Source organism: Mumia xiangluensis (assembly GCF_010994095.1).
In the GTDB taxonomy this organism is placed as follows: Bacteria; Actinomycetota; Actinomycetes; order Propionibacteriales; family Nocardioidaceae; genus Mumia; species Mumia xiangluensis.
Genome location: NZ_WJYO01000003.1, coordinates 161281 through 185903, shown reverse-complemented (window position 1 = coordinate 185903; position 24623 = coordinate 161281). Strand labels below are relative to the sequence as shown.

The 24623-nt window shown below is 70.2% G+C and carries 25 protein-coding genes; 12 read left to right on the top strand and 13 right to left on the bottom strand.

The genetic code is table 11. From position 1 onward, the window contains the following. Positions 1-61: 61 nt before the first annotated feature. The 9 genes from GH747_RS11200 (at position 62) to GH747_RS11160 (ending at position 8320) form a co-directional block, all read left to right on the top strand. Positions 62-1384, top strand: a complete 1323-nt coding sequence (locus tag GH747_RS11200) for an extracellular solute-binding protein (protein ID WP_149769675.1) — start codon at positions 62-64, stop codon at positions 1382-1384. A gap of 31 nt (positions 1385-1415) precedes the next feature. Next, complete coding sequence (locus tag GH747_RS11195) at positions 1416-2357, top strand: carbohydrate ABC transporter permease (RefSeq protein ID WP_149769674.1); 942 nt, start codon at positions 1416-1418, stop codon at positions 2355-2357. Position 2358: 1 nt separating this feature from the next. Then, positions 2359-3357 (top strand): carbohydrate ABC transporter permease, encoded by a 999-nt coding sequence (locus tag GH747_RS11190; protein WP_149769673.1) that lies wholly within the window; start codon positions 2359-2361, stop codon positions 3355-3357. Positions 3358-3362: 5 nt separating this feature from the next. Further along, positions 3363-4550, top strand: a complete 1188-nt coding sequence (locus tag GH747_RS11185) for an ABC transporter ATP-binding protein (RefSeq protein WP_149769672.1) — start codon at positions 3363-3365, stop codon at positions 4548-4550. Between the two features lie 136 nt (positions 4551-4686). Beyond that, entirely contained in the window at positions 4687-5463 is a 777-nt protein-coding gene (locus tag GH747_RS22050; protein ID WP_194842906.1) for an aggregation-promoting factor C-terminal-like domain-containing protein, read from the top strand. Between the two features lie 19 nt (positions 5464-5482). After that, a complete protein-coding gene (locus tag GH747_RS11175; protein ID WP_153816624.1) occupies positions 5483-5653 on the top strand; it encodes a hypothetical protein in 171 nt (56 codons plus the stop codon). Between the two features lie 101 nt (positions 5654-5754). Continuing rightward, positions 5755-6393, top strand: coding sequence for an alpha/beta hydrolase-fold protein (locus GH747_RS11170; protein ID WP_163695516.1), 639 nt, complete (start codon positions 5755-5757; stop codon positions 6391-6393). Beyond that, positions 6390-7859 carry a DUF2079 domain-containing protein gene (locus GH747_RS11165; RefSeq protein ID WP_149769670.1) on the top strand — a complete coding sequence of 490 codons (1470 nt, stop codon included), beginning with the start codon at positions 6390-6392 and terminating at the stop codon, positions 7857-7859. The genes GH747_RS11170 and GH747_RS11165 overlap by 4 nt, the downstream gene beginning before the upstream one ends. Positions 7860-7885: 26 nt before the next feature. Continuing rightward, entirely contained in the window at positions 7886-8320 is a 435-nt protein-coding gene (locus tag GH747_RS11160; protein WP_149769669.1) for a hypothetical protein, read from the top strand. 14 nt (positions 8321-8334) lie between these two features. On the opposite strand, the gene GH747_RS11155 is transcribed toward GH747_RS11160, so the two are convergent. From GH747_RS11155 to GH747_RS11105, 11 genes are all read right to left on the bottom strand, one after another. Then, positions 8335-9717: an HNH endonuclease signature motif containing protein gene (locus GH747_RS11155; RefSeq protein WP_163695513.1), complete on the bottom strand. Its 1383-nt coding sequence runs from the start codon at positions 9715-9717 to the stop codon at positions 8335-8337. A gap of 104 nt (positions 9718-9821) precedes the next feature. After that, positions 9822-10787: a sugar phosphate isomerase/epimerase family protein gene (locus GH747_RS11150; protein WP_149769667.1), complete on the bottom strand. Its 966-nt coding sequence runs from the start codon at positions 10785-10787 to the stop codon at positions 9822-9824. Positions 10788-10991: 204 nt separating this feature from the next. Continuing rightward, a complete protein-coding gene (locus GH747_RS11145; protein ID WP_149769666.1) occupies positions 10992-12386 on the bottom strand; it encodes a class II fumarate hydratase in 1395 nt (464 codons plus the stop codon). 72 nt (positions 12387-12458) lie between these two features. Next, complete coding sequence (locus GH747_RS11140; RefSeq protein WP_228552890.1) at positions 12459-13097, bottom strand: spermidine synthase; 639 nt, start codon at positions 13095-13097, stop codon at positions 12459-12461. Further along, complete coding sequence (locus tag GH747_RS11135; protein ID WP_228552889.1) at positions 13081-13980, bottom strand: alpha/beta fold hydrolase; 900 nt, start codon at positions 13978-13980, stop codon at positions 13081-13083. Before GH747_RS11135 ends, GH747_RS11140 begins: the two co-directional genes overlap by 17 nt. After that, complete coding sequence (locus tag GH747_RS11130; RefSeq protein WP_149769665.1) at positions 13977-14897, bottom strand: carbohydrate kinase family protein; 921 nt, start codon at positions 14895-14897, stop codon at positions 13977-13979. The genes GH747_RS11135 and GH747_RS11130 overlap by 4 nt, the downstream gene beginning before the upstream one ends. Before the next feature lie 7 nt (positions 14898-14904). Further along, positions 14905-15942 (bottom strand): class II fructose-bisphosphatase, encoded by a 1038-nt coding sequence (glpX, locus tag GH747_RS11125; RefSeq protein WP_149769664.1) that lies wholly within the window; start codon positions 15940-15942, stop codon positions 14905-14907. Positions 15943-16047: 105 nt separating this feature from the next. Beyond that, positions 16048-17049, bottom strand: coding sequence for an ABC transporter ATP-binding protein (locus GH747_RS11120; RefSeq protein WP_149769663.1), 1002 nt, complete (start codon positions 17047-17049; stop codon positions 16048-16050). After that, entirely contained in the window at positions 17046-17885 is an 840-nt protein-coding gene (locus tag GH747_RS11115) for an ABC transporter permease (protein WP_149769662.1), read from the bottom strand. Before GH747_RS11115 ends, GH747_RS11120 begins: the two co-directional genes overlap by 4 nt. Before the next feature lie 11 nt (positions 17886-17896). Continuing rightward, positions 17897-18682 carry a molybdate ABC transporter substrate-binding protein gene (gene modA, locus GH747_RS11110; protein ID WP_149769661.1) on the bottom strand — a complete coding sequence of 262 codons (786 nt, stop codon included), beginning with the start codon at positions 18680-18682 and terminating at the stop codon, positions 17897-17899. Next, complete coding sequence (locus tag GH747_RS11105) at positions 18679-19095, bottom strand: TOBE domain-containing protein (protein ID WP_205602903.1); 417 nt, start codon at positions 19093-19095, stop codon at positions 18679-18681. Before GH747_RS11105 ends, modA begins: the two co-directional genes overlap by 4 nt. Before the next feature lie 101 nt (positions 19096-19196). On the opposite strand from GH747_RS11105, the gene GH747_RS11100 reads away from it, so the two are divergent. Then, on the top strand, positions 19197-19754 hold the full coding sequence (locus GH747_RS11100; protein ID WP_163695510.1) for a DUF4245 domain-containing protein: 558 nt from the start codon (positions 19197-19199) through the stop codon (positions 19752-19754). A 133-nt stretch (positions 19755-19887) separates the two neighbouring features. After that, positions 19888-21648 carry a sulfatase gene (locus tag GH747_RS11095; protein WP_163695508.1) on the top strand — a complete coding sequence of 587 codons (1761 nt, stop codon included), beginning with the start codon at positions 19888-19890 and terminating at the stop codon, positions 21646-21648. A gap of 379 nt (positions 21649-22027) precedes the next feature. Here the strand turns inward: GH747_RS11095 and GH747_RS11090 are convergent, their stop codons facing one another. Together GH747_RS11090 and xseA are read right to left on the bottom strand one after the other, a co-directional pair. Then, positions 22028-22267 (bottom strand): exodeoxyribonuclease VII small subunit, encoded by a 240-nt coding sequence (locus tag GH747_RS11090; protein WP_149769657.1) that lies wholly within the window; start codon positions 22265-22267, stop codon positions 22028-22030. Next, positions 22267-23508: an exodeoxyribonuclease VII large subunit gene (xseA, locus tag GH747_RS11085; protein ID WP_149769656.1), complete on the bottom strand. Its 1242-nt coding sequence runs from the start codon at positions 23506-23508 to the stop codon at positions 22267-22269. The genes GH747_RS11090 and xseA overlap by 1 nt, the downstream gene beginning before the upstream one ends. Positions 23509-23608: 100 nt before the next feature. Here xseA and GH747_RS11080 point away from each other — a divergent pair, with 100 nt between their 5' ends. Beyond that, a complete protein-coding gene (locus GH747_RS11080) occupies positions 23609-24610 on the top strand; it encodes a 4-hydroxy-3-methylbut-2-enyl diphosphate reductase (RefSeq protein WP_163695505.1) in 1002 nt (333 codons plus the stop codon). Positions 24611-24623 lie beyond the last annotated feature (13 nt).

The window sequence follows — 24623 nt, the reverse complement described above, 5'->3', positions numbered from 1 at the left end:
TCAGTGAGGGAGGTCACGTACGTCAGGCGCGGGCCAGCGCCGCAACGGACGGGAGCGTTCGATGGGGATCAGGGCTCGACGGCGGGTCGCGGCAATCGCCGCGGTCGCCGGTGCGGCGGCGGGGCTCGCCGCGTGCGGCGGAGAGTCGAGCGGAGACACGCCGACACTCAACTGGTACATCAACCCGGACGTCTCGAACCTGGAGGCGTACGTCACCGACGAGGACGGCAACCAGGCCCCGGGTGGACAGGCGTACCTGGCTCTGAAGTGCTCCGAGGAGTCGAACGGTGCGTACGACATCACGGTGCGCCTCCTCCCCAACGACGCCTCCCAGCAGCGCGAGCAGCTCGTGCGGCGTCTCGCGGCGGAGGACGAGTCGATCGACCTCATGAGCCTCGACCCCGCGTTCACCGCGGAGTTCGCCAACGCGGGCTTCCTCCAGCCGATCCCCAAGGAGCAGCAGACCCAGCTGTCCGAGGGCATGCTCGACGGCGCGGTCGAGGCTGCGACGTACGACGACAACCTGGTCGCCGTGCCCCTGTGGTCGAACACGCAGATCCTGTGGTTCAAGAAGTCCGTTGCCGAGAAGGCCGGCCTCGACATGACCAAGCCGGTCACCTGGGACCAGATCATCGACGCGGCCGAGCAGACGCAGACCACGGTCAGCGTGCAGGCCAAGCGCTACGAGGGCTACTCGGTGTGGATCAACGCGCTGATCTCCGGCGCAGGCGGCCAGATCCTCGAGGACCCGCAGGACGGCAAGGACGCGAAGATCACCATCGACACCCCTGAGGGCAAGGCGGCCGCGGAGGTCGTCTCCAAGCTCGGCAACTCCTCGGCGGCACCACCGGCGCTGTCGAACGCCGACGAGGGTGGCACGGTGGCGTCGTTCTCAGCAGCCGACGGCGGGTTCCTGGTCAACTGGACGTACGTCTACTCCGACCCGAACGTCGCTCCGTTCAAGGACGACCTCGGCTGGGTCCGCTACCCGCAGACCACCGACGACGACGAGAGCCGCCCGCCGTACGGCGGCATCAACATCGGGGTGTCGAACTACGGCAAGCACACCGACGCCGCGTACGAGGCTGCCGCCTGCCTGACGTCGGCGGAGAGCCAGAAGACGTACGCGCAGTCGTCGGGCAACCAGCCGGCGCGGTCGGCGGTCTACGACGACCCGGAGATGAAGGAAGCGTTCCCGATGTCCGCGCTGTGGCGCGAGAGCATCGACGCCGCGGCACCGCGGCCGCTGACGCCGTACTGGAGCGACATCAGCACGGCGCTCTACTCGAGCTGGCACCCGCCGTCGTCGGTCGATCCCGACACGACTCCGGAAGAGTCGCAGCAGTACATCGAGGACGTCCTTCAAGGCAAGGCCCTGCTGTGAGAAGCGCTGCTGTGAGCGGGAGGCGATGACGATGGCGAGCACGACGACGCTCGAGCCGACGAAGGCGGCGCCCGGCGGGCGGCGTGCGAAGGCGCGGTCACCGGAGAGCGCGGAGAACCGGCTCGGCTGGAAGCTCGCCGGCCCTGCGGTCGCGGTCATGCTGCTGGTGACCGCCTGGCCGATGCTGCGAGCGCTCTACCTGTCAACGTTCAGCTACCGCCTCACGGACCCGGACAACCGGGAGTTCGTCGGCATCTCGAACTACGGGGTCGTGCTGTCGGACTCGCTGTGGTGGCGCGCGGTCGGGGTCGCCGTCTTCATCATGGTCGTCACCGTGGCCGTCGAGCTCGTGATCGGCTTCGCGTTCGCGATGGTGATGAACAACATCCTGGTCGCTCGCGGTCTCGTCCGAGCCTCGATCCTCGTGCCGTACGGCATCATCACGGTCGTCTCGGCCTATGCATGGCTGTACGCGTTCCAGCCGACCACCGGGTTCGTCAACCAGTGGCTCCATCTCGACCCGGGCACGAACCTCTTCGACGACTTCTGGGGTTCGATCTTCGTCATCTGCCTGGCCGAGATCTGGAAGACGACACCGTTCGTGTCGCTGCTGCTGCTCGCCGGGCTCTCGCAGGTGCCGAACGACGCGATCGAGGCGGCGACCGTCGACGGCGCGACGTGGACGCAGCGGCTCACGAAGGTGATCCTGCCGTCGATGCGGGCCGCGATCATGGTCGCCGTTCTCTTCCGGGCGCTCGACGCGTACCGGATCTTCGACAGCCCGTTCATCATGACCGGGTTCGCCAACGGCACCGCGCCACCGTCGGGGCTCGTCTACAACGCGATGATCCAGCGCGTCGAGCTCGGCCTCGGGTCCGCCATGTCCGTGCTCCTGTTCCTCTCGGTCCTCATCATCGCGTTCGGGTTGATGAAGCTGTTCCGGGTGGACCTGAGCCAGGTGAGGGGAGACTGACATGTCACCGCGACGCAAGTCCCGCGTGGTGTGGTCGCTCGCCGCGATCGCGATCGGCCTGATCTTCGCCGGCGCCGGGCTGTGGCTCATCGACCGTCCGGACCTCTGGCTCTGGCTGATCACCGGCACGGTGTTCGTGCTGACGGGCGCCGTCGGCCTCGCCATCGGCGACAACGCCCCGCAGATCTCGTGGGCCTCGATCGTCGGGGCCGAGCTGATCGTGCTCTACACGCTGACGCCGGTCGTCTATCTGGTTTCCCTGTCGCTCAAGGGTGGCAACGCCGACGTGAACCAGGGCGGGTTCCTGCCGCACGACCCGGGCTTCACCAACTACGAGACAGTCTTCGAGTTCAGCCTGTTCCAGCACGCGCTGTTCAACTCGTTCGGCATCTCGATCATCTCGACGTCGATCTCGGTCGTGCTCGCCACCTTCGCGGCGTACGCGGTGGCCCGCCTGCGGTTCCGCGGCAAGAAGCTGGTGCTCTCGGTCGCGCTGGCGATCGCGATGTTCCCGGTGGTTGCACTGGTCGGCCCGCTGTTCGACATGTGGCGCGCGATCGGCATCTACGACACCTGGATCGGCCTGATCATCCCGTACCTCTCGTTCACGCTCCCGATGTCGATCTGGGTGCTGTCGGCGTTCTTCCGCGAGATCCCGTGGGAGATGGAGCAGGCGGCCGAGGTCGACGGGGCGACGGCGTGGCAGGCGTTCCGGAAGGTGATCGTGCCGCTCGCCGCGCCGGGCGTCTTCACGGCGGCGATCATCACGTTCTTCTTCGCCTGGAACGACTTCGTGTTCGGCATATCCCTGAGCTCGACCGAGAGATCGATCCCGGTGCCGGCGTCGTTGGCGTTCTTCACGGGCGCGTCGCAGTTCGACCAGCCGATCGCGGCCATCGCGGCTGCCTCGGTCGTCGTGACGATCCCGATCTTCGTCATCGTCCTTCTGTTCCAGCGCAAGATCGTCTCCGGGCTGACCTCCGGTGCAGTGAAGGGTTGATCACCATGGCCACCATCGAGATGAAGAACATCGTCAAGCAGTACGGCGACAACGCGCCGGCGGTGCGCGACGTCAGCCTCGAGATCGACGACGGGGAGTTCGTGATCCTCGTCGGCCCCTCCGGATGCGGCAAGTCCACGCTGCTGCGGATGATCGTCGGCCTGGAGGAGATCACCTCCGGGGACATGATGATCGGAGGCGAACGCGTCAACGAGAAGCCGCCGCGCGACCGCAATCTCGCGATGGTCTTCCAGAACTACGCGCTCTACCCGCACCTCAGCGTGTACGAGAACATCGCCTTCCCCCTGCGCCTGCACAAGGGTGCCAAGGAGGACGAGATCGACAGGAAGGTGCGCGACGCTGCGGAGACGCTCGAGCTGACCGAGTTCCTGGAACGCAAGCCGGCCAACCTGTCGGGCGGCCAGCGGCAGCGCGTCGCGATGGGACGCGCGATCGTCCGAGACGCGCAGGCGTTCCTCTTCGACGAGCCGCTGTCGAACCTGGACGCGAAGCTGCGCGGCCAGATGCGTACCGAGATCGCCCGGCTGCAGCGCAAGCTCGGGGTGACGACCGTCTACGTGACGCACGACCAGACTGAGGCGATGACGCTCGGCGACCGCGTGGCGCTGCTCAAGAAGGGCGTGCTGCAGCAGGTCGCGACGCCGCGGGAGCTCTACGAGAAGCCGGTCAACCTGTTCGTCGCCGGCTTCATCGGGTCGCCCCCGATGAACATGCTGCCCGCGCGGCCGAAGGGCGACCAGATGGAGCTGCCGTTCGTGACGTTCACGATGCCGCCCGAGATGGCGAAGGCAGCCGAGGGGCACGAGCTGCTGATCGCGGGGATCCGCCCGGAGCACTTCGTCGACGCGTCGTCGCCGCAGCCGCCCGAGGGAGCGGTGAGCTTCAACGCCGACGTCGACGTCGTGGAGTGGCTCGGCAACGAGCAGTACGCCTACATCCCGTTCGAGGCGCCGGAGCAGGTGCGGAAGACGCTGGACGATCTGGCGAAGGACCTCGACGGCGAGAAGATGCAACAGCAGATCGTGGTCAGCCTCGAGCCGACGACCCGGGTCGGGGTCGGCGAGCAGGCCGAGCTGATCATGGACGTGTCGAAGCTGCACCTCTTCGATCCCGAGACAGGGGACAACCTGCTCCTGGGGGCGAAGGAGAAGTCTGAGGACGCGCAGGCGTAATTCTCAGGAAGTGCCATCGGTGCAGGTCAGGGCGGCGATCCGGCCGCTTTGATCGGTTTGTCCGTTTGATAACGATTCTGTCTCGACGCATGCTGGGGACTTCTGACCCGCGACTCCTTCCCCCGGAGGACCACGAGTGCATTCCCCCCACAAGTCTGGCCCCCTCACGCCTGCGCGCCGTCATGCCGCCCAGGGCGGTAAGCGCAAGGCCGCGCGCGCCTCGACCGCCTCGCGGCTGCTGGCGCCCGCGTCGCGCCGCCGGATCGCCGTCGCAGCTGCCGCCACGGCTGCCGTCGCCTTCGTCGGCGGCGGTGTCGTCAGCGCTTCGGCAGCTCCTGAGACGGACAACACGGCCGCAGGTGCCGGCGGGCTCGGACGTGCCGACGTCTCCGGCGTCGTCGCCGATCGTGGGGAGACCGACGTCTCCCGTTCCTCCGAGCGACCTGCGGTCGCCGACGAGAAGGCTGCCCCGGCGAGGACAGCACCGGACAAGGCTGCCACCGAGAAGGCTGCACCCACGAAGGCTAGGTCGATCGCTGCCGCCAAGAAGCAGCAGGTCGCCAAGGCCGCCGGCGCGAGCAAGATCATCACCAAGACGGCACGCATGCAGGATCGCGACCCTCGCCAGATCGCCAAGGCGCTCCTCTCTGACTTCGGCTTCGGCGCCGATCAGTTCAGCTGCCTGAACGACCTGTGGGTCGGCGAGAGCAACTGGCGCTGGAACGCCGACAACCCCACCTCGAGCGCGTACGGCATCCCGCAGGCGCTGCCAGGCTCCAAGATGGCCTCGGCCGGTGCCGACTGGGAGACGAACCCGGCGACCCAGATCACGTGGGGACTCGGCTACATCAAGGACGTCTACGGCACCCCGTGCGCCGCGCAGTCCTTCAAGCAGGGCGCGGGCTGGTACTAGCGGCGGCCACAATGTGTCCATGCCTCGCGCCGACGACGACCCTCCAGCGCCCGCTCGGCTGTCGAGGCGGCGGCTTCTCCTCGGCGCAGGTGTCGTCGCAGCCGCAGCGGGAGGAGGCTTCGCGGCGCTCACGTGGGCGAGCGACGGTGAGGACGGGTCGTTCCCGGCAACCGGCCCGGACGTCTGCTGAGCGGATCCATCACGTCCGCCGCCCGCCGTGGGAAGCAGTGCGGCTGGTCCATCGCCTGGCCGCCCGGCGGCTCCGGCCCGGCTGAGCGCGCCGAGCTTCCGGTGGTAGTCGTCCTTCACGGCCGCGGCAACGACCACGCGTCGGCGTTCAGCCGTCGCTACCTCGCGCTCGACCGGTTCCTGGCCTCCGTCGTAGCAGGCGGCACTGCGCCGTTCGCGCTCGCGAGCATCGATGGAGGCGAGACGTACTGGCACGCCCGGGACGACGGTGAGGACGCCGGCGCCATGGTCGTCGACGAGTTCCTCCCGCTCCTGGCGGGCCACGGGCTGCGCACCGACCGGATCGGCTTCCTCGGTTGGTCGATGGGCGGCTTCGGTGCGCTGCACCTGGCCAGGACGCTCGGGCCGGAGCGGGTCGCGGCTGTCGGTGCGATGAGCCCGGCACTCTGGCACCACTTCAAGGACACGGCTCCCGGGGCGTACGACGACGCGGAGGACTTCGCCGACGTGGACCTGATGGGACGCCAGGACGACCTCGCCGGAATCGCCGTACGGATCGACTGCGGGAGAGGCGATCCGTTCCTCGCGGCGTCACGTGACTTCGTGCACGGGTTCGAGGCCCGACCGGCGGGCGGTTTCCAACGCGGCGACCACGACCGCGGCTACTGGCGGCGGATGGCGCCGGCGCAGCTGACCTTCCTGGGCTCGGCCCTCGAGGCTCCGGCTAACGTGTCCGCATGACCGACCCGCTGACCGACGACGACCCTCGCGTCGAACAGCGTTCGAGAGCCACCATCCTCGAACCCGCCGTCGTCGGCCCCGCCGTCCTGGCGCTGCTGTGCGGCACCGCGTACGCCGCCCTGTCGCTGCTGCGCTTCCGGCGCTTCGAGACCCCGTCGTGGGACAACGCGATCTTCGAGCAGGCGATCGCCGCGTACTCCCGGCTCGAGGCGCCGATCGTCGACATCAAGGCCCCGGGCTACAACATCCTCGGCGACCACTTCTCGCCGATCACGGCCCTGGTCGCACCCTTCTACCGCGTGTTCCCCGACGGTCGTACGCTGCTGGTCGCCCAGGCTGTCTTGATCGCACTGTCGGTCTACGTGATCGCCCGTGGTGCGGTCCGCCTGCTCGAGACGGCGGCAGGTCTCGCGGTCGGTGTCGCGTACGGGCTGTCCTTCGGGATCGCATCGGCCGTGTGGGTCGACTTCCACGAGGTCGCCTTCGGCGTGCTGTTCCTGGCTCTCGCCGGCATCGCGTACGTCGAACGGAGGTGGATGGCTGCTGCGCTGTGGTCCCTCCCGCTCCTGCTGGTCAAGGAGGACCTGGGCCTCACCGTCCTCGCGGTCGGTGTCGTGCTCGCGCTGTCGGGTGCACGCCGCATCGGCCTGGCGACCGCCGCGATCGGACTCGGTGGCTTCCTGCTCACGCTGTTCGTCATCATCCCGGCGTTCAACCCGGGAGGTGGCTACGACTACGTCGGCGTCATCGGCGCGGACGGGGACGGCGGACCGGGGCCGTGGACGACGTTCTGGACCGGATGGGACCTCAAGCTGCCGACGCTGCTCACGACGTTCGGCATCACCGGTTTCCTGGCGCTGCGCTCGCCGTGGGTGCTGGTCGCAGGCCCGACGCTGCTGTGGCGGTTCGTCGGCGACAACGAGTACTACTGGGGCACGGACTGGCACTACGCCCTCGTGGTCATGCCGGTCGTCTTCGCGGCGATGCTCGACGCGATCGCTCGACTTCGTACGGCGGACGAGGTGGACGCGGCGGACGCCGGCGCGGACTCGGCGTGGGCGTCACCGCCGTGGCTGCGTCGCTATGCGACGCACGTGCCCGCGATCGCCGCCGCCGTGGCACTCGCGCTGCTCCCGCAGTATCCGCTGTCCCGCCTCGTCGACCCAGCGACGTACGAGCCGAGCCCACGAGCAGCCGCAGCCCAGGAGGTCCTCGACCTCGTCACCGAAGGGTCCAGCGTCGAGACCGACATCGGGATGATCACGCACCTCGCCACCGGTCGCACCGTGTACTGGACGGGCACGGTCGGCGACGCCGTCCCGGAGTGGATGGTCATCGACGCCTACACCGGCTGGGGCGATCAGGCTCCCGATGCGGCTGCGTACGCCAGCCAGCAGCACCCCGGCACGTCGTGGGAGGTCGTGCTGGACACTGACGGCTATCAGGTGGCCCGCCGCACCGACTGAGCCGCGGCTGCGCCACACTGTCCGTCATGCCGCGTGCTGTCGTGCTGCTCATCGGTCTCGTTGTCGGCGTCCTCGTGGCCGTCGCAGGCATCCTGGGCGCACGTGTCGCGATCAGCTCGACGAGCCTCGGAGTGACCGAACGGACCCTCGCCTGCGGCACGGAGAGTGGCGCGGACAGCGGCACGGACAGCGGCACGGACAGCGATGCGGCCGGGAGCGATGCGGCCGAGGTGTGCGTCATACGGTTGTCGCGGCCAGAGCTCATCCTGGTGCCGGGTCGGCGGGAGATCCAGGTGCGGTGGTCAGACGCTCCGCGCGCCTTGTACGCGGAAGACCCGTTCGGCGGGCACGTCGACGACGACGAGCTCGAGATCGATCTGGACGACGGCGTCATCGTCCAGGGCCCTGCGTACGCACTCTCCTGGAGCGCCGACGAGGTCGCGTCGCTGCTCACGGACTGACCTGGTCAGGGTGATCACGCGGCCGACGCCGCCGGCGCCGTCGACGGACGCCACCGGTCGTTGCGCCGTGGCGTGCGACTCGGGTCGAGCCGGGTGGGCGGGATGAACTCGGGCAGCCCGTCGCGGGCGATCCGCATGACCCAGCCGGCGTGGTGGATCTGGCGGTGATGGTGGCCGCAGACGAGTGCGCCGTCGGAGCTGTTGGTGGAGCCGCCTTCGGACCACGCGTCGGCGTGGTGGGCTTCGCACCATCCCGGCGGCCGGTCGCAGCCGGGGAAGGCACAACCGCCGTCGCGGAGTGCGAGGGCCAACCGTTGGGCAGGGGAGAAGAGTCTTCGTCTGCGACCCAGGTCAAGAGCGACACCATCGCCGCCCAGCACGGCCGGCAGGAGGGACGCGCCGCAGGCCATTGTCCGGAGCTCCGTCGGCGAGACCCGCGTGCCGTGGCTCGTCGTCCCGGCGCGCTCCAGCTCGCCGGTGAGCGTGCCCGCCTCGACCGTGACGACGAGCGTCGCAGCGATGCCGCCGTGGTTGCCGTACGCGTCGGTGGGTAGGTGACGCAGCACGTCCATGAACGCTCGGCCGAGCTTGTGCGTGTGGTCGGGTGCCTCGCTCGGGACCGCTGGCTCCCCGTGATCGTCGTGAGCGCTTGCGGCCCCGTCCCCTGAGGCGTGGGCGGCCTCCCGCTGCTCGTCGCACGTGCTCTGCCGACGAGGCGCGGTGTGGGCCTCGAGCGCGGAACGCAGGATGTCTCCGGTCAGTGCGTCGACGACGAAGCCGCCCTCGACCATCCCGTCATCGCTCGGGCGCGTCATCCAGAAGGTCGCCTCACGACGTGCGCGCGTCTCCTCGGCCTCCAGTGCGGCCGACTCGAGTCGGTCAGCGCGTGCGACGTCGATGCTCTCGACAGCGCGTCGAGCGGCGCGACGAAGATCCTCGTACGAGTGCCTCTGGGCCTTGTCGACGAGGTCGGACTCGACGGTGTCGCGCTCGTCCGCAGTCAGGTCCCGGGGGAGCTTGCGCAGGGCATCGTTGATGACCCGTGCCTTGTCCGTGGACATCCCGGGCCGGCTCAGCGCCTCGCGCGTGCGGGGTGCGTGGGTGGAGAGATCACGCGCCAGCTCGACGTCACGCGATGCGTCGCGCTGGGACACGCCCGCTGTCTGCGCCAGCCAGCTGGTGGTCGAGGTCGCTCCCTGGGACTTCGCGACCTGCGTGCGGTCGGCGACGGCAGTGGCATCCACGAGCAAGGCCCCAGCCGTGCGGCGGACGGACTGCGCCAGCAGCACGACAGACGCCAGCTCGCTGGCCGACAGTCGTGCCAGTCCGTCAGCGTCGGACGCTGCGCCCCTCGCGCGCTCGACGGCGGCGAGGGCGTCCTTGAGCTCGGCGATCACGGGAGCCCTCCTCTCGGCGCCACCGCAGGCCTGGATCGAACGGATGTTCGATTCTATCAGTCAGGGTGACGCCGAGGGAAGGGCGACGAGCGGCGATGTGGAGATCAGAACCGCAGCGCGCGCAGGTAGTCGTACCCGACCTCTGCGGTCTGGCGCGGCGTGACGTTCGGCCGGTCGTTCTCGACGATGTACTCGTCGACCTGGTGGTGCGCGAAGATCCGGGCGAAGTCGAGGTTGCCTGTGCCCAGGTCGCACATGACGCCGGTGTCAGGGTTGCGGTCCTTGACGTGGTACTGCCGGACCTTCAGCGCGGCGTCGTCGAGGTGCTGCGTGATGAAGCCCTCCGGGTCGTCGACGCCGTCACCGCTCTGGATCGCCCCCGTCGCGATCCAGTAGAGGTCGACCTCGAAGTGGACGAGCACGGGGTCGAGCTCGGCGTTCAGGATGTCCCACGGGCGCTGGCCGTTCGCGAGCGGCAGGAACTCGTGCGCGTGGTTGTGGTAGCCGTAGCGCAGTCCCTCGCGCTGGGCGGCGGCCGCCTCGCTGTTCATCTGGTACGCCCACCTCTTCCACTGCTCCGGGTCGTCGTTGACGAGGTACGGGACGACGACGTAGCGCTGCCCGAGCGTGTTGGCGTTGTCGAGCTTGGTGTAGAGCGCGGTGCGGGTCGTGGAGAGCCCGTCGTGGCTCGACGACGTCCGGATCCGCAGGCGGTCGTGGAACTTGCGCAGCTCGCGCGCCGTACGACCGTAGTAGCCCGCCTGCTCGACCTTGCGGTAGCCGGCCCCGGCCACGTATCGGAGCGAGCTGTCGTAGTCCTTCGCGAGGTCGTCGCGGAGCGAGTAGAGCTGGATGCTGATCGAGTCGGGGTCGAGCCGCCGCCTGCCCTGGTGGGGTTTGCCCTTGCCGTTGGTCGCCGGGCTCGCTGCCGCGGCGGTGCCGGGCACGCCGAAGGCGAGCGCTCCGGCGGCCGCGGTGCCTGCGAGGCCCTGGAGTAGCCGTCGCCGGTTCAGTCCGCTGCGTTCTGCGGCCTCGTCGAGCGCCTTGTCGCCGTCGAATCCGTAGCACATGGTGATCCTCCTGTCGGTGGGATGTGTCGAACGTAATGCAGATCACACCGTACTTACAACAGGAGGCGACGACCTTTTGTGCGTGTCACGCCAAAAGTGCCCAAGAAGCACGCCCCGAACGCCGCAGGGGCCGTACCGCCTGAAGCGGTACGACCCCTGCGGTCGCGCTGGTCCGTACGACGCCGGCGGGCGTCGCCGGTCAGCTCACGGGTGCGTCATGGAGAGGACGTCGAGGGCGGCGTCGAGCTGCTCGACCGTCACGGTGCCGTCGTTGACGAAGCCCATGTCGAGGACGGTCTGACGGATCGTCTTCTTCTCCTTGAGGGCCGTCTTGGCGACCTTCGCGGCGTTCTCGTAGCCGATGTACTTGTTGAGCGGCGTCACGATCGACGGCGACGACTCGGCAAGCTCGGCGCAGCGCTCCTCGTTGGCGACCGTGTCGGCGATGCACTTGTCCGCGAGCACCGTCGAGGCGTTGCCGAGCAGGCGGATCGACTCCAGCAGCGCCCGCGCCATCACCGGCATCTGGACGTTGAGCTCGAAGGAGCCCGACTGCCCGGCGACCGTGATCGCCGTGTCGTTGCCGATCACCTGCGAGCAGACCATGAGCACGGCCTCGGGGATGACCGGGTTGACCTTGCCCGGCATGATGCTCGATCCGGGCTGCAGGTCGGGGAGGAACAGCTCGCCCAGACCCGTACGCGGTCCGGAGCCCATCCAGCGCAGGTCGTTGTTGATCTTGATCAGGCTGACCGCGACCGTCTTGAGCTGGCCGGACAGCTCGACGAGCCCGTCACGGGCGCCCTGGGCCTCGAAGTGGTCGACGGCCTCCGTCATCGGAAGGCCCGTCTCCTCGGCGAGGATCGCGATCACGCGCTGCGGGAAGCCGGCCGGCGTGTTGATGCCGGTGCCGACCGCCGTGCCACCGAGCGGCACCTCGGCGACACGCGGGAGCGTCGACTGCACGCGCTCGATGCTGCGGCGGATCTGGGCGGCGTACCCGCCGAACTCCTGGCCCAGGGTGACCGGCGTCGCGTCCATGAGGTGCGTACGGCCGGACTTCACGATCTGTGCCCACTCGGTCGACTTCGCCTCGAGGGCGGTCGCCAGGTGGTCGAGGGCCGGGATCAGCGCGGTGACGACCGCCTCCGTCGCGGCGACGTGGATCGACGTCGGGAACGTGTCGTTGGACGACTGCGACGCGTTGACGAGGTCGTTGGGGTGCACCTCGCGGCCCAGGCTGCGGGTCGCGAGGGTCGAGATGACCTCGTTCATGTTCATGTTGCTCGACGTGCCCGAGCCGGTCTGGAAGACGTCGATCGGGAACTGGTCGTCGTACGCACCGGACGCGACGTCCTTCGCGGCACCCATGATGGCGTCGGCGACGTCCTGGTCGATGACGCCGAGCTCGGCGTTGGCCTTCGCGCAGGCGTACTTGACGAGGGCGATCGCACGGATGTGCTGGGGCTCCAGGGTCGTGCCGGAGATCGGGAAGTTCTCGACGGCGCGCTGCGTCTGGGCCTTGTAGAGCGCGTTGGCGGGCACCTTGACCTCGCCCATGGTGTCGTGCTCGATGCGGTACTCGGTCTCAGTGCTCATGGGACCGAGATTATCCGCACCAGCGCAGGCACCGGCGCAGAGGTCGGGCCATGGACTCGGCGGCACCGGAGGTCAGCGGCGGGGGACCCGCCCGCGGAGCAGCCAGTACTTCTCGGCGCGGCCCTGCAGCCGGACCGGGACCTGCTCCGCGTACACGTGGTCGAACGACGCCGCCAGGGCGTCCCGGACCGGCGCGGAGTCGTCCATCGACCAGATGCACAGCTCGCCCAGGTCGCTGAGCCGGTCGGCGCAGGCGGCCACGAACGGCGCTTGGTACACCGCTGCGTTCCGGTCGTGGACGAGGAAGTCGGGCCCGTTGTCGACGTCGAGCAGGATCACGTCGACGCTGCGCTCGCCGAGGCTGCGGACCACCTCGCGGACGTCGTCGACGTGGAGCTCCACGCGCCGGTCGGCGAGGAGGTCGGCGCCGGGGAGCGTGCCCTCGCGCATGAACTCGGGGATGGCGGGCTCGAGCTCGGCGACGGTCACGCGTGACACGCGCCGGTCGGCGAGGATCTCGCGCAGCGTGAAGCCCATCCCGAGACCGCCGACGACGACGTGCCGCGGGTTGGCGGCGCCGGCGAGGGCGGCGCGGGCGAGCAGACGCTCCGACGTGGTCTCGACGTCGTCCATCACGAAGACGCCGTTGACCCTCAGCTCGAGGGCGCCGTCCTCGCGTCGCCGGACGACCGCGTCACCGCGCGTGTGCACGGGACCTCCTCGCGCTGGCACCGATCGCTGCGGCGAACACGCCCTCGAGGGCGACCGGGATCTCGTGTGCCATGTCGGGGACGAGCAGGAGCTCGGCGCGGGGGACCGCGGCGGCAGTGGCGCGTCCGCCGGAGACGTGCACCATCGGGTCCGCGGTGCCGTGGATGACCAGGGTCGGGACGTCCAGGCTTCCCAGAGCCACGGTGCGGTCGGGCTGAGTCATGACGGCAAGCATGTGACGCATCGTGCCCTGGATCGACCAGCCACGCGCGTAGGTCTCACGGGCGCGCGCCTCGACGGCCTCGGGCGCGAGGCCGTACCGGGTGCTCGAGATCGCGCGGGCGCTGCGCAGCGACCGGCGTACGTAGCCGTCCTCGCCGGGACCCGGCGCCGCGAGCAGCATCGACGCGAGCCGCGGGTGCTGCCAGCCGACCGTACGACGGCCCGTCGTCGACATGATCGACGTGAGCGAGAGGACCCGCTCGGGGTGTTCCACGGCGACGGTCTGGGCGACCATCCCGCCCATCGACTGCCCGATCAGGTGCGCCTGGTCGAGGCTGAGCGCATCGAGCAGCCCGACGGCGTCGGCGGCCAGGTCGGACATCGCGTACGGCGTGGCGCGCCGCCGGCGCGCGAAGGTGGCCGCAACCTGCGCCCGCGACACCGGTCGCTCGTCGAAGCGCGTCGATCGGCCCGTGTCGCGGTGGTCGTACCGGACGACGTAGAAGCCCTCGGAGGCGAGCACCTCGCAGAACTCGGTGCGCCACCAGTTCATCGGGCAGCCGAGGCCCATGACGAGGAGCGCGGCGGGATCGGACTCGTCTCCGAACGTGTCGTAGGCGAGGGAGATCCCGCTGTCGAGGTGGGCGAGGCGCTCGGTCACGACCCCATCGTAGGTCGCAGCTCGTGACGCCACGGAGGGTCCGCCCCGGGCCGCGAGCAGGTGATCGCCGCAGCGCGCACCGCGAGCTCTCCGAGCCAGGTCAGAGCCTCGCGGTCGTACCCCTTGCGACCCGTCCAACCGGCCATCAGGATGCCCGCGAGCAGGCCCGCCATGAACGAGTCGCCGGCGCCGATCGTGTCGGCGACCTCGGTCGGCGGCGGGGCGACCTCGACGACGAGGTCACCGCTGATCAGCACCGCACCGTCGCCCCCGCGGGTGAGCGCGACGAGCCGCGGGCCGGCGGCGGCGAGACGCACGGCGTACGCCGTCGGGTCGAGGTCGGGGCGCAGCGCGGTCGCGTCCTCGTCGCTGAGCTTGACGACGGCCGCGTAGCCGACGATCCGGTCCACGCGGTCGCGCACGACCTCGAGGTCCGGGGTGATCGCGAGGCGGATGTTGGGGTCGTACGACACGGGCACCCCCGCGCGTACGGCGTCGTGGACGAGCCGCTCGACCGCGTCGGCGCCCGGGGCGAGCACCGTCGCGATGGAGCCGACGTGGACGAGGTCGAACGCCTCGGGCGTCGGCATCTCGGAGGGGTCCCAGGCCAGCTCGAACCGGTACGTCGCGACACCGTCGTCGTCGAGCTCGGCGAGCGCGACGGCGCTGTCCTCCCGGTGCGGCGGGAGCGAGCGGAGGTCGACGTCGGACGCGTCGACGTGCTCGCGCAGCAGCTCGCCGTGGTCGTCGTCGCCGACCTGTGCGGCGAGGACCGTCGGGACGTCAAGGCGCGCCAGGCCGACCGCGACGTTGAGCGGGGAGCCGCCCGGGTGGGCGGACTCGTGCCCGGAGCGGTCACGGGTGAGATCGATCAGGGCCTCGCCGACGACCAGCGCGCGGCCCACGACCGCAGGCATCGTCGGCTCAGCTCTCGTAGTCGATGGCGGCGTACGCGCGGAGCTTCTCCATGCGGTGCTCCGAGATGATCTTGCGGTACGTGCCGGAGCGCGAGCGCATCACGAGGGACTCGGTGATCGCGATGCCGGAGCCGTAGCGGACGCCGCGCATCAGCTCCCCGTCGGTGATACCGCTGGCGACGAAGAAGCAGTCGTCGCCCTTGACCAGGTCGTCCGTGCCGAGGACGGCGTCGACGTCGAGCCCGGCGTCGACGGCCTTCTGACGCTCGTCGTCGTCGGTCGGCCAGAGCTTGCCCTGGACCGCGCCGCCGAGCGCCTTCATCGCGCAGGCGGTGATGATGCCCTCGGGGGTGCCGCCGACGCCGGCGAGGATGTCGACGCCGGTGCCGGGGCGTGCGGCGTAGATCGAGCCGGCCACGTCGCCGTCGGTGATGAACTTGATGCGGGCACCGGTCGCGCGGATCTCGTCGACCAGTCCCTGGTGGCGGGGACGGTCGAGCACGCAGACGGTGACCGAGGAGACCGAGAGGTTCTTGGCCTTCGCGACCAGGCGGATGTTCTCCGAGATCGGCAGGCGGATGTCGATGACGTCGGCGGCCTCGGGGCCGACCGCGAGCTTGTCCATGTAGAAGACGGCCGACGGGTCGAACATGGATCCGCGTGGTGCGACCGCGAGGACGGAGACCGCACCGGGCATGCCCTTCGCGGCGAGAGTCGTGCCGTCGATCGGGTCGACCGCGACGTCCGCCTCCGGGCCCGTGCCGTCGCCGACCTCCTCCCCGTTGAACAGCATCGGCGCGTTGTCCTTCTCGCCCTCACCGATCACGACGACGCCGCGCATGCCGACGGTGTTGATTAGCGACCGCATCGCGTTGACCGCGACACCGTCCGCGCCGTTCTTGTCGCCGCGGCCGACCCAGCGGCCCGCAGCCATCGCCGCGGCCTCGGTCACGCGGACCAGGTCGAGGGCAAGGTTGCGGTCGGGGGCCTCGGCGGCGGGGGTGAGGTGGCCGGGCAGCTTCGATCCTTGCGAGGCGTCGGTCATGGCCGCATCCTACGTTGGCCGTACGGGGTGGTCAGGGTCGGCATTTTGGCGTCCGGTCCGACAATTCCGACTCTGCCTGAGGGCCCACGCAGACGGGGGAGGCGCTCAGTCCTCGAATGTCGTCACCTCGGTCTCCTTGACGCTCGCCCACACCTCGACCCCCTCGTGGAGGTCGAGGTCGGCGACCGCGGCGCGGGTGACGTCGGCGACCAGGGCGACCGGCCCGCGCAGCTGCAGGCGTACGGCGTCGCCGTGCGGGACGACGCTCGTGATCCGCAGGCGCCACAGGTTGCGCGCGGACGTGACGGGCTCCTCGCGGTAGAGCGTGACCGCGGTGGGGGAGAACGTTCGGTAGACGTCACCGTCGCGCATGAGGTTCATCCCCATCAGGTGCGCGACATAGTCGGTCCGCGGTCGTCGGGCGATCTCGTCCGGCGTCCCCTGCTGCGTGACGCGGCCGTCCTCGAGGACGGCGACGCGGTCGGCGAGCACGAAGGCGTCGAGCGGGTCGTGGGACACGAGGACGGTCACGCCGCCGAACTCCCGGACGTGGCGCCGCAGGAACGCGCGTACCTGGGCTGTGATCGCGACGTCGAGCGCCGACGTCGGCTCGTCGAGGAGGAGGAGCGCCGGGTCGCAGGCGAGGGCGCGGACGGTCGCCACGCGCTGCCGCTGGCCCCCGGACAGGTGCGCGGCCTTGCGGTCCGCGAGGTCGGACAGCCCCGTACGAGCGAGCGCCTCGTCGGCACGCGAGCGGGCGTCGCGACGCCCGACCCGCCCCGCGCCCGGGTGGTGCCGTAGCCCGAACGCGACGTTGTCGCGTACGGACAGGTGCGGGAAGAGGAGTGGATCCTGGAACACCATCGTGAGATCACGCTGCGGCACGGGAACGCGTACGCCCGTCTCCGAGTCCTCGAGCACGGTGCCGCCGAGCGCGACGTGGCCGGTGTCGATCGGCGTCAGACCGGCGAGCGCGCGCAGGGCGCTGCTCTTGCCGGCCCCGTTCGGACCGACCAGCGCGAGGACCTCGCCAGGGGGTACGGCGAGCGCCACGTCGATCTCCAGCGGTCCTCGCCGCAGCACGACTCGTGCATCGAGGCCTGTCATGCGGCGTCCAGCCCGTCGCGGCGCGCCCAGGCCCGACCGGTCCAGCTGCTGTGCAGCGCGACCAGGACGGCCACGCTGATCGCGAGCAGGATCACGCTGAGCATGATCGCGGTGTCCGTGTCGGTCTGCATCGCGTTGTAGATCTGCAGCGGCATCGTCCGGGTCACCCCGGGCACGCTCCCGGCGAACGTGATCGTCGCTCCGAACTCGCCGAGCGCCCGTGCCCACGCGAGCGCCGCCCCCGCGGCGATCCCGGGGCCGGCGAGAGGGAGCGTGACCCGCCAGAACGTGACCAGTCGTCGCGCCCCGAGAGTGGCGGCGACCTCGTCGTAGCGCGGATCGGCCGTCCGCAGCGCACCCTCGACGCTCATCACGAGGAACGGCATCGCGACGAACGTCTGGGCGAGCACCACCGCGGCCGTCGTGAACGGGATGGTGACCCCGAACGCCTCGTCGAGCCACTGGCCCACGACGCCCCGCCGCCCGAACGCCATGAGGAGCGCGACGCCGCCGACGACCGGCGGGAGCACGAGCGGCACGCTCACCAGCGCGCGTACGAGTCCCATCCCGCGGAACGTCGTGCGCGCCAGCAGCCACGCCAGCGGCACCCCGAGCACCAGGCAGAGGAGAGTCGCGACGGTCGACGTCAGCAGGCTCAGCCGCAGCGCGTCGAGGATCGCGGGATCGCGGACCCGGTCCAGAAAGGTCGACCACGGGGCGCGGACCAGCAGCGCAGCCAGGGGGACGAGCAGCAGGAGCAGACCGATCGCCGACGGGACGACCAGGGCCACCGGCGTACGCCCCAGCGCCGGCCGGTCACGCACGGTCCCGTTCATCGGTGCCCTTGTCACGAGGCTGCCGGGCCGAACCCGTGCGCCTCGAGGACCTTCTGACCCTCGTCGCTCAGGACCAGGTCCACGAAGGCCTGGGCGTCGTCGGCCACCGCAGAGCCCGAGAGCACCGTGATCGGGTTGACGTTGACCACCTCGGACGCGTTCTGCGCCTCGACGGTCGTGACGGCGTCGCCCGCCGCCAGCGCGTCCGTGCGGTAGACGAGCCCGGCGTCGACCTCGCCCAGCGTCACCTTGGTGAGGACGCCCTTGACGTTGTCCTCCTCGGTCGTCGGTGTGGCCGTGCTGCCGTCGAGCTCGAGAAGTCGCTTGGGCGCGTCGCCGCAGGGTGCTTGGGGCACGCAGACGGCGAAGGTCGCGTCGCCGAGGTCATCGATGCCAGTGACGTCTCCGGGGTTGTCGGGCGGGGTGACGATGACGAGCGTGTTGGTCGCGAACGACGTCGGCTCGCCCTCGGCGTTGCCCTCGTCGACGACCGACGCCATCGTCTTGGCGTCTGCCGTCGCGAGCACGTCGGCCGGGCTTCCCTGGTTGACCTGCTCGGCCAGGACGGCCGACGAGTCGTAGGAGAGCTTCACCGTGACGCCCGCGTGCTCGGACTCGTACAGATCGGCGATCTCGTCGAACGACTCCGTCAGCGATGCGGCGGCGAGGACCGTGAGCGTACGAGGCTCGCCCGACGCGCCGTCGCCGCTGCCGTCGTCGCCACCCCCGCAGGCCGCGACGGTGAGCAGCGCGGCGGCGGCCACGGCGAGGAGGGGTGCGCGGCGGGGGGCGGTCATGGGCCTACCTCGAGGGTGACGTTGGTGGACTTCACGCCGGCCACGGCCACGACGCCCACCTCGAGCCCGAGATCGCGCACCGCCTCGGTGCTGATCAGGGAGACGACGCGGAACGGGCCGCAGCACAGCTCGACCTGGGCCATCACGGTGTCGGCGACGACGCGGGTCACGATCCCGCGGAACTGGTTGCGGGCGCTGCGCGCGTGGGCGCGGGCTGGGTCATCGGCGCCGTCGGCGAGCTCGACCGCCAGTGCGGCGAGGTCGGCGCCGTCGATCGCGGCCGCTCCGGACGCGGTCCGGGTCGGCGTGAACCGGCCCTGATCCCCCCACCGACGGATCGTGTCGTCACTGACGCCGAGCAGGTCGGCTGCCTCGGTGTATCGGTACGCAGGCACGGAAGCAACGTAGCGCATGTGCCGCATATGCGGCAGAGATGCGGCAGATCTCGCCGTGTGTGCGGTCCCCATGCCCGACCTGTGCCCGACGGCTGGGGTCTGCCTGGGAGAATGTCCCCGTGAGCAGCCCCGACCCCGCGCCGACGAAGACGAAGCCCCGTTCGTCGTACGGCAACCCCTCCTTCGCCGACATCGCGCGCTCGATGGTGGTGATCGGGGTGATCGTGGTCGGCCTCGTCGTCGTGGGCAACTTCTTCTGGGGGAACACGCCCGACGAGCGCCCCCCGGTCGAGTACGAGCAGACGGTGCAGGAGGTGCGCCGGTCGGCGCCGTACCCGGTCTATGCCCCCACCTCGCTCCCCGAGGGATGGGGTGCCAACGGCGTGACCTACGAGCCCGGTCGTAGCGGCAGGTGGCACCTCGGGATGCTGACCGACGAGCCGCGCTACATCGGGCTCGAGCAGGCGATCGACTCCGCGCCGCGGATGGTCGAGACGCACGCGCCGAAGGTCGAGCAGGTGGGCGACGTCGAGGTCGCCGGCAAGACGTGGCAGCTGTGGACCGGTGACGGCGAGACGACGTTCGTCCGCGAGGAGGGCGAGATGACCGTCCTCGTCACCGGCTCTGCGTCCCGCGAGGACATCGAGCGCTACATCGGTCTGCTCGCCACGAGTTAAACGGCGCTTCATCGGGCTCCCTGATGAGACGGGGCCGATCTGGCGATAAAAGTATCTTTAGTCTCTTGGAATGGTTGACTTAAGACGGTCTAAGGCCCGGCAGTCTGAACTCGGTGCGCGAGCAGCGGCTTCCGTGATCGCCGCACCCGTGGCGATCGCTCTCTGCGCGGGCCTGTTGACGGCGCAGCCGGTCCACAGCGTCGAAGCTCCTGCCCCGGCGCCCCAGGCGCTGGCGCCCCAGGCCCGTACGACGACCCAGCCCAACATCGTCCTCGTCCTTGCCGACGATCTCGGCTGGGCCGACACCAGCACGGGTCGCTCCAGCCTCGGCGCACGGAGCAGCTTCAACGACACACCCGCGATCGGACGCCTGGCACGGGAGGGCACGTCGTTCGACAACGCGTACGCGGCGCCGAACTGCGCGCCGACACGTGCGGCGCTGCTCACCGGCGCGTACGCGCAGCGGCCGCAGAACAACATCTATGCCGTCTCGGACCTGAATCGCGGCCGTGGTCGTACGCTCCTCGTCGGCCCGAAGCAGGGGATCAACAACGACGAGGTGCTGCCCGCATCAGCGGTGACCGTGGCGGAGACGGCCAGACGGGCCGGGTACGCCACCGGGTACGCCGGCAAGTTCCACGTCACGAAGACACCCCGGCAGATCACCGCGGTCCACGGGTTCGACGAGAGCTGGGGCGGGAGCCGGGCCGGCCACGCGACCGTGTACCACGCCGAGAACGGCAGGTTCAACGCGCGGATCTCGCCGTCGCTGGACCGGTTCGCCGCGGACTACACCCAGGAGTACGTCGACGAGCGCATCAAGCCGTACGCGAACGGGACCTCGTACGCGGCCATCGACGACCTCGTGGGGACCTCGAAGCACGTGACCGATGCCGTGGCCGACGCGACGATCGACTTCATCGCCCGCAAGAAGGCGCAGCCGTTCTTCGCCGTGATGGCCGAGTACGCGGTGCACGAGCCTGTCGACGACGCGCAGGCCCGCAAGGATCTGCTCGGGAAGTACCGGAGGAAGCCTGCAGGCTCGAAACGGAATCGTCGGGCGTACGCGGCGATGACCGAAGGGCTCGACCAGACCGTCGCACGACTGACCCACTACCTCGAGACGACACCTGACCCGCGCCGCCCGGGCCACGACCTGGCCGACAACACCGTGGTCATCTTCACCTCCGACAACGGGGGGCGGACCGACCGCGGAGCCTCCAACGGACCGCTGAGGGGGCAGAAGAGCGAGATGACCGAAGGCGGCGTCCGGGTGCCCTGGATCGTCTGGAGCGCGAACCCGAAGCTGGTCCGTCCAGGTCGGGTCAACCACTCGCCGATCAACGGGACCGACCTGCACCCGACCGTCGCCGCGCTCGCCGGCGTACGGCTCCCTCGAGGTGTCACCCTTCGAGACGCCCTCGCAGGCTCGAGCTCCTCAGGACAGGCGATCGACGGCACCAGCCTGGTCGGCGCCTTCAGGACAGGAAAGCGGATCACGCTGCCTCGCTTCGTGCACTTCCCGGGATACATGCGGGGAGGATCGCGCGACCAGCGACCGCAGTCGTTCATCCGTCAGGGGCGATGGAAGCTCGTCTACTCGTACGAGACCCAGAGCTGGCAGCTGTACGACCTGCGGCGCGACATCGGCGAGCGGCGCAATCTCGCGCAGCGCCGACCTAAGGTGACGCTGCGGCTCGGCAAGCGGTTGATTCGCTGGCTCGATCGCACGAACGCACCGCTGGCGACCGTGCGAAAGGGGAAGCGACCGATCAAGGTGAGGGTCCGCGGGTGGGCCTACGCCAACGGGAAGGTGAAGCGATATCGCCGTGCGAAGACCATCACCGTGCGGCCGCGCGCCGAGATGCCGGTGGTGCTGAGGCGCGTGCGGTAGGGAGGCGGTCGAGGTCTCGATCGCTTCGCGCCTCGACCAGCGGGGCTGGGGCTTCGCGCCGCGCGGGAACCTCGCTGGTCGAGGCCGGAGCGCGGGAATCTCGCTGGTCGAGGCCGGAGCGCGGGAATTTCGCTGGTCGAGGCCGGAGCGCGGGAATTTCGCTGGTCGAGGCCGGAGCACGGGAACCTCGCTGGTCGAGGCCGGAGCACGGGAACCTCGCTGGTCGAGGCCGGAGCGCGGGAATCTCGCTGGTCGAGGCCGGAGCGCGGGAATCTCGCTGGTCGAGGCCGGAGCGCGGGAATCTCGCTGGTCGAGGCCGGAGCGCGGGAATCTCGCTGGTCGAGGCCGGAGCGCTAGCGGAGGATCGAGACCCCGTGGATCACTCCGCGCGGTCGTTCGACTGCTGCTGGGCGCGCTCCAGGCGTGCGCGAGCGCCGTCGAGCCACTGCTGGCAGATCGCGGCGAGCTGCTCGCCGCGCTCCCACAGGGTCAGCGACTCCTCGAGCGTCGTGCCTCCCGCCTCGAGCTTGCCGACGACCTCGGCCAGCTCCTCGCGCGCTTGCTCGTAGGGGATCTCGGGGTTGCCGTCTGCGGTCTCCGCCGCGGGGGTGTCGGACATCAGGACTCCTCGTCGAGATCGGTGTGCGGAGCGGCGGTCGTGGACAGCGTACGGAGGAGGGCGTGGCCGTCGACGACGCGCAGCGACACCTCGTCGTCCGGCCCGACCTGGCCGATCGACGTGACCACGGTGCCGTCGGCGGTCTGGGCCACGGCATAGCCGCGCTCCAGCGTCCGCAGGGGTGACAGGGCGCGGATCCTGGCGAGCTGTGCGGCCGCCTCGTGGTGCGCGAGGTCGAGCCGGTGCCCGAGCGAACGACTCGCCCGAGCACGCAGATCGTCGACCCGGCGCGTCTGCTCGTCGATGAGAGTCGTCGGCCGCGCGATCGCGGGCCGGGTGCGCAGCGCGTCGAGCCGGTGCTGCTCGCGTGCCAGCCGCTGGTCGACCGCGTAGCGGGAGCGACGCCGCAGCTGCGTGAGGTGGTGCAGCTCGTCGGCGACGGCGGGCACGACGCGCTTGGCGGCATCGGTCGGGGTCGAGGCACGGAGGTCGGCGACGTAGTCGAGCAGCGGCGTGTCCGGCTCATGACCGATCGCGCTCACCACGGGCGTACGGGCTGCAGCGACTGCGCGCACCAGGCCTTCGTCGGAGAACGGCAGCAGGTCCTCGACGGAGCCGCCGCCGCGAGCGATCACGATGACGTCGACCGACTCCTCCGCGTCGAGAGCGCGGAGCGCAGTGATGACCTGGGCAGCGGCCTGGTTGCCCTGCATGAGGGCGTAGGAGACGTCGAACTCGACGCCAGGCCAGCGGAGGCGGGCGTTCTCGAGGACGTCGTGCTCGGCCGCCGACCCCTTGCCGGTGATCAGGCCGATGCGGTGCGGGAGGAAGGGCAGCGGCTTCTTGCGGGCGGCATCGAAGAGGCCCTCGGCGGCCAGCAGCTGGCGGCGCTGCTCGATGCGGGCGAGCAGCTCACCCATGCCGACGGGGCGGACGTCGCGTGCGTTGAGCGAGAGCGAGCCGTTGGCGGGATAGAAGTCGGGCTTGGCGTGGATCACCACGCGCGCGCCCTCGGTGATCGGGGTGGGCGAGCGGTCGAGCACCGAGCGGTGGCACGTGACCGACATCGAGATCTTGGCGTCGAGGTCGCGCAGGGTCAGGAAGCAGACGCCCTGGCGGCGCGTGAGCTGCGCGATCTCGCCCTCGATCCACTGCGCACCGAGCCGCGCGATGTAGTCGCTCATCAGCGACGAGATCACGCGCAGCGGTGCGGGGGAGTCCGGGCTCGTCTCGAGGGCCATCCCGCCACCCTAGGGGCATCAGCGGACAGCCCGGCGGTGGCGGCGCCGGGACCTGTGGACGCCGCCGGGGCCTGTGAACGGCTCCCCGTACGATGGGGGCATGGCTTCGGACACGGTGACACTCGGCATGCCCGCGCTCGGCGCGGACCGCGATCTGCTGCTCGCCGCTCCCCGCGGATACTGCGCGGGCGTCGACCGGGCCGTGATCACCGTCGAGAAGGCGCTCGACCTGTACGGCGCCCCCGTCTACGTCCGCAAGCAGATCGTCCACAACAAGCACGTGGTCCAGACTCTCGAGCGGCGCGGCGCGGTCTTCGTCGAGGAGCTCGACGAGGTCCCCGGCGGCGCGACCGTCGTGTTCTCGGCGCACGGTGTGTCCCCTGCCGTCCACGACCAGGCCGAGGAGCGCGGGCTCAAGACCATCGACGCGACCTGCCCGCTCGTCACGAAGGTCCACCACGAGGCCAGGCGGTTCGATCGCGAGGGCTACCAGATCCTGCTGATCGGCCACGCCGGTCACGAGGAGGTCGAAGGCACCGCGGGCGAGGCTCCCGAGGTGATCACGCTGGTCGAGACCGTCGCCGACGTCGAGGGCCTCTCGTTCCCCGACGACACCAAGCTCTCGTGGCTCTCGCAGACCACGCTCAGCGTCGACGAGACCATGGCGATCGTCGACGCGCTCCGCGAGAAGTTCCCGCAGCTGGAGGACCCGCCGAGCGACGACATCTGCTACGCCACCCAGAACCGCCAGCTCGCGGTCAAGGAGATCTCCGAGGGGGCCGACCTGATGATCGTCGTCGGCTCCGCGAACTCGTCCAACTCCGTCCGCCTCGTCGAGGTCGCGCTGGAGGCCGGCGCCAAGGCCTCGTACCGCGTCGACGACGTCACCGAGATCCGCGAGGAGTGGCTCGAGGGCGTCGACAAGGTCGGTGTCACGTCGGGAGCTTCGGTGCCCGAGGACCTCGTCGAGGGCGTTCTCGCCTTCCTCAACGAACGCGGCTTCCCCACGGCCACCGCTGTCCACACGGCCGAGGAGAGCTTGATCTTCGCGTTGCCGCCGGAGCTGCGACGCGACCTGCGCGCCGCCGGCCAGCCCGCCTGACGAGCCGCTCCGT

Coding starts and splice junctions, on each gene's coding strand:
- GH747_RS11130 (WP_149769665.1), bottom strand. CDS start 14,897: ATGCCTGCGGTCGTGGGCCGCGCGCTGGTCGTCGGCGAGGCCCTGATC.
- GH747_RS11120 (WP_149769663.1), bottom strand. CDS start 17,049: ATGACAGGCCTCGATGCACGAGTCGTGCTGCGGCGAGGACCGCTGGAG.
- GH747_RS11185 (WP_149769672.1), top strand. CDS start 3,363: ATGGCCACCATCGAGATGAAGAACATCGTCAAGCAGTACGGCGACAAC.
- modA (WP_149769661.1), bottom strand. CDS start 18,682: ATGACCGCCCCCCGCCGCGCACCCCTCCTCGCCGTGGCCGCCGCCGCG.
- GH747_RS11195 (WP_149769674.1), top strand. CDS start 1,416: ATGGCGAGCACGACGACGCTCGAGCCGACGAAGGCGGCGCCCGGCGGG.
- GH747_RS11115 (WP_149769662.1), bottom strand. CDS start 17,885: ATGAACGGGACCGTGCGTGACCGGCCGGCGCTGGGGCGTACGCCGGTG.
- GH747_RS11190 (WP_149769673.1), top strand. CDS start 2,359: ATGTCACCGCGACGCAAGTCCCGCGTGGTGTGGTCGCTCGCCGCGATC.
- xseA (WP_149769656.1), bottom strand. CDS start 23,508: ATGGCCCTCGAGACGAGCCCGGACTCCCCCGCACCGCTGCGCGTGATC.
- GH747_RS11160 (WP_149769669.1), top strand. CDS start 7,886: ATGCCGCGTGCTGTCGTGCTGCTCATCGGTCTCGTTGTCGGCGTCCTC.
- GH747_RS11105 (WP_205602903.1), bottom strand. CDS start 19,095: ATGCGCTACGTTGCTTCCGTGCCTGCGTACCGATACACCGAGGCAGCC.
- GH747_RS11150 (WP_149769667.1), bottom strand. CDS start 10,787: ATGTGCTACGGATTCGACGGCGACAAGGCGCTCGACGAGGCCGCAGAA.
- GH747_RS11165 (WP_149769670.1), top strand. CDS start 6,390: ATGACCGACCCGCTGACCGACGACGACCCTCGCGTCGAACAGCGTTCG.
- GH747_RS11175 (WP_153816624.1), top strand. CDS start 5,483: ATGCCTCGCGCCGACGACGACCCTCCAGCGCCCGCTCGGCTGTCGAGG.
- GH747_RS11090 (WP_149769657.1), bottom strand. CDS start 22,267: ATGTCCGACACCCCCGCGGCGGAGACCGCAGACGGCAACCCCGAGATC.
- GH747_RS11145 (WP_149769666.1), bottom strand. CDS start 12,386: ATGAGCACTGAGACCGAGTACCGCATCGAGCACGACACCATGGGCGAG.
- GH747_RS11080 (WP_163695505.1), top strand. CDS start 23,609: ATGGCTTCGGACACGGTGACACTCGGCATGCCCGCGCTCGGCGCGGAC.
- GH747_RS11200 (WP_149769675.1), top strand. CDS start 62: ATGGGGATCAGGGCTCGACGGCGGGTCGCGGCAATCGCCGCGGTCGCC.
- glpX (WP_149769664.1), bottom strand. CDS start 15,942: ATGACCGACGCCTCGCAAGGATCGAAGCTGCCCGGCCACCTCACCCCC.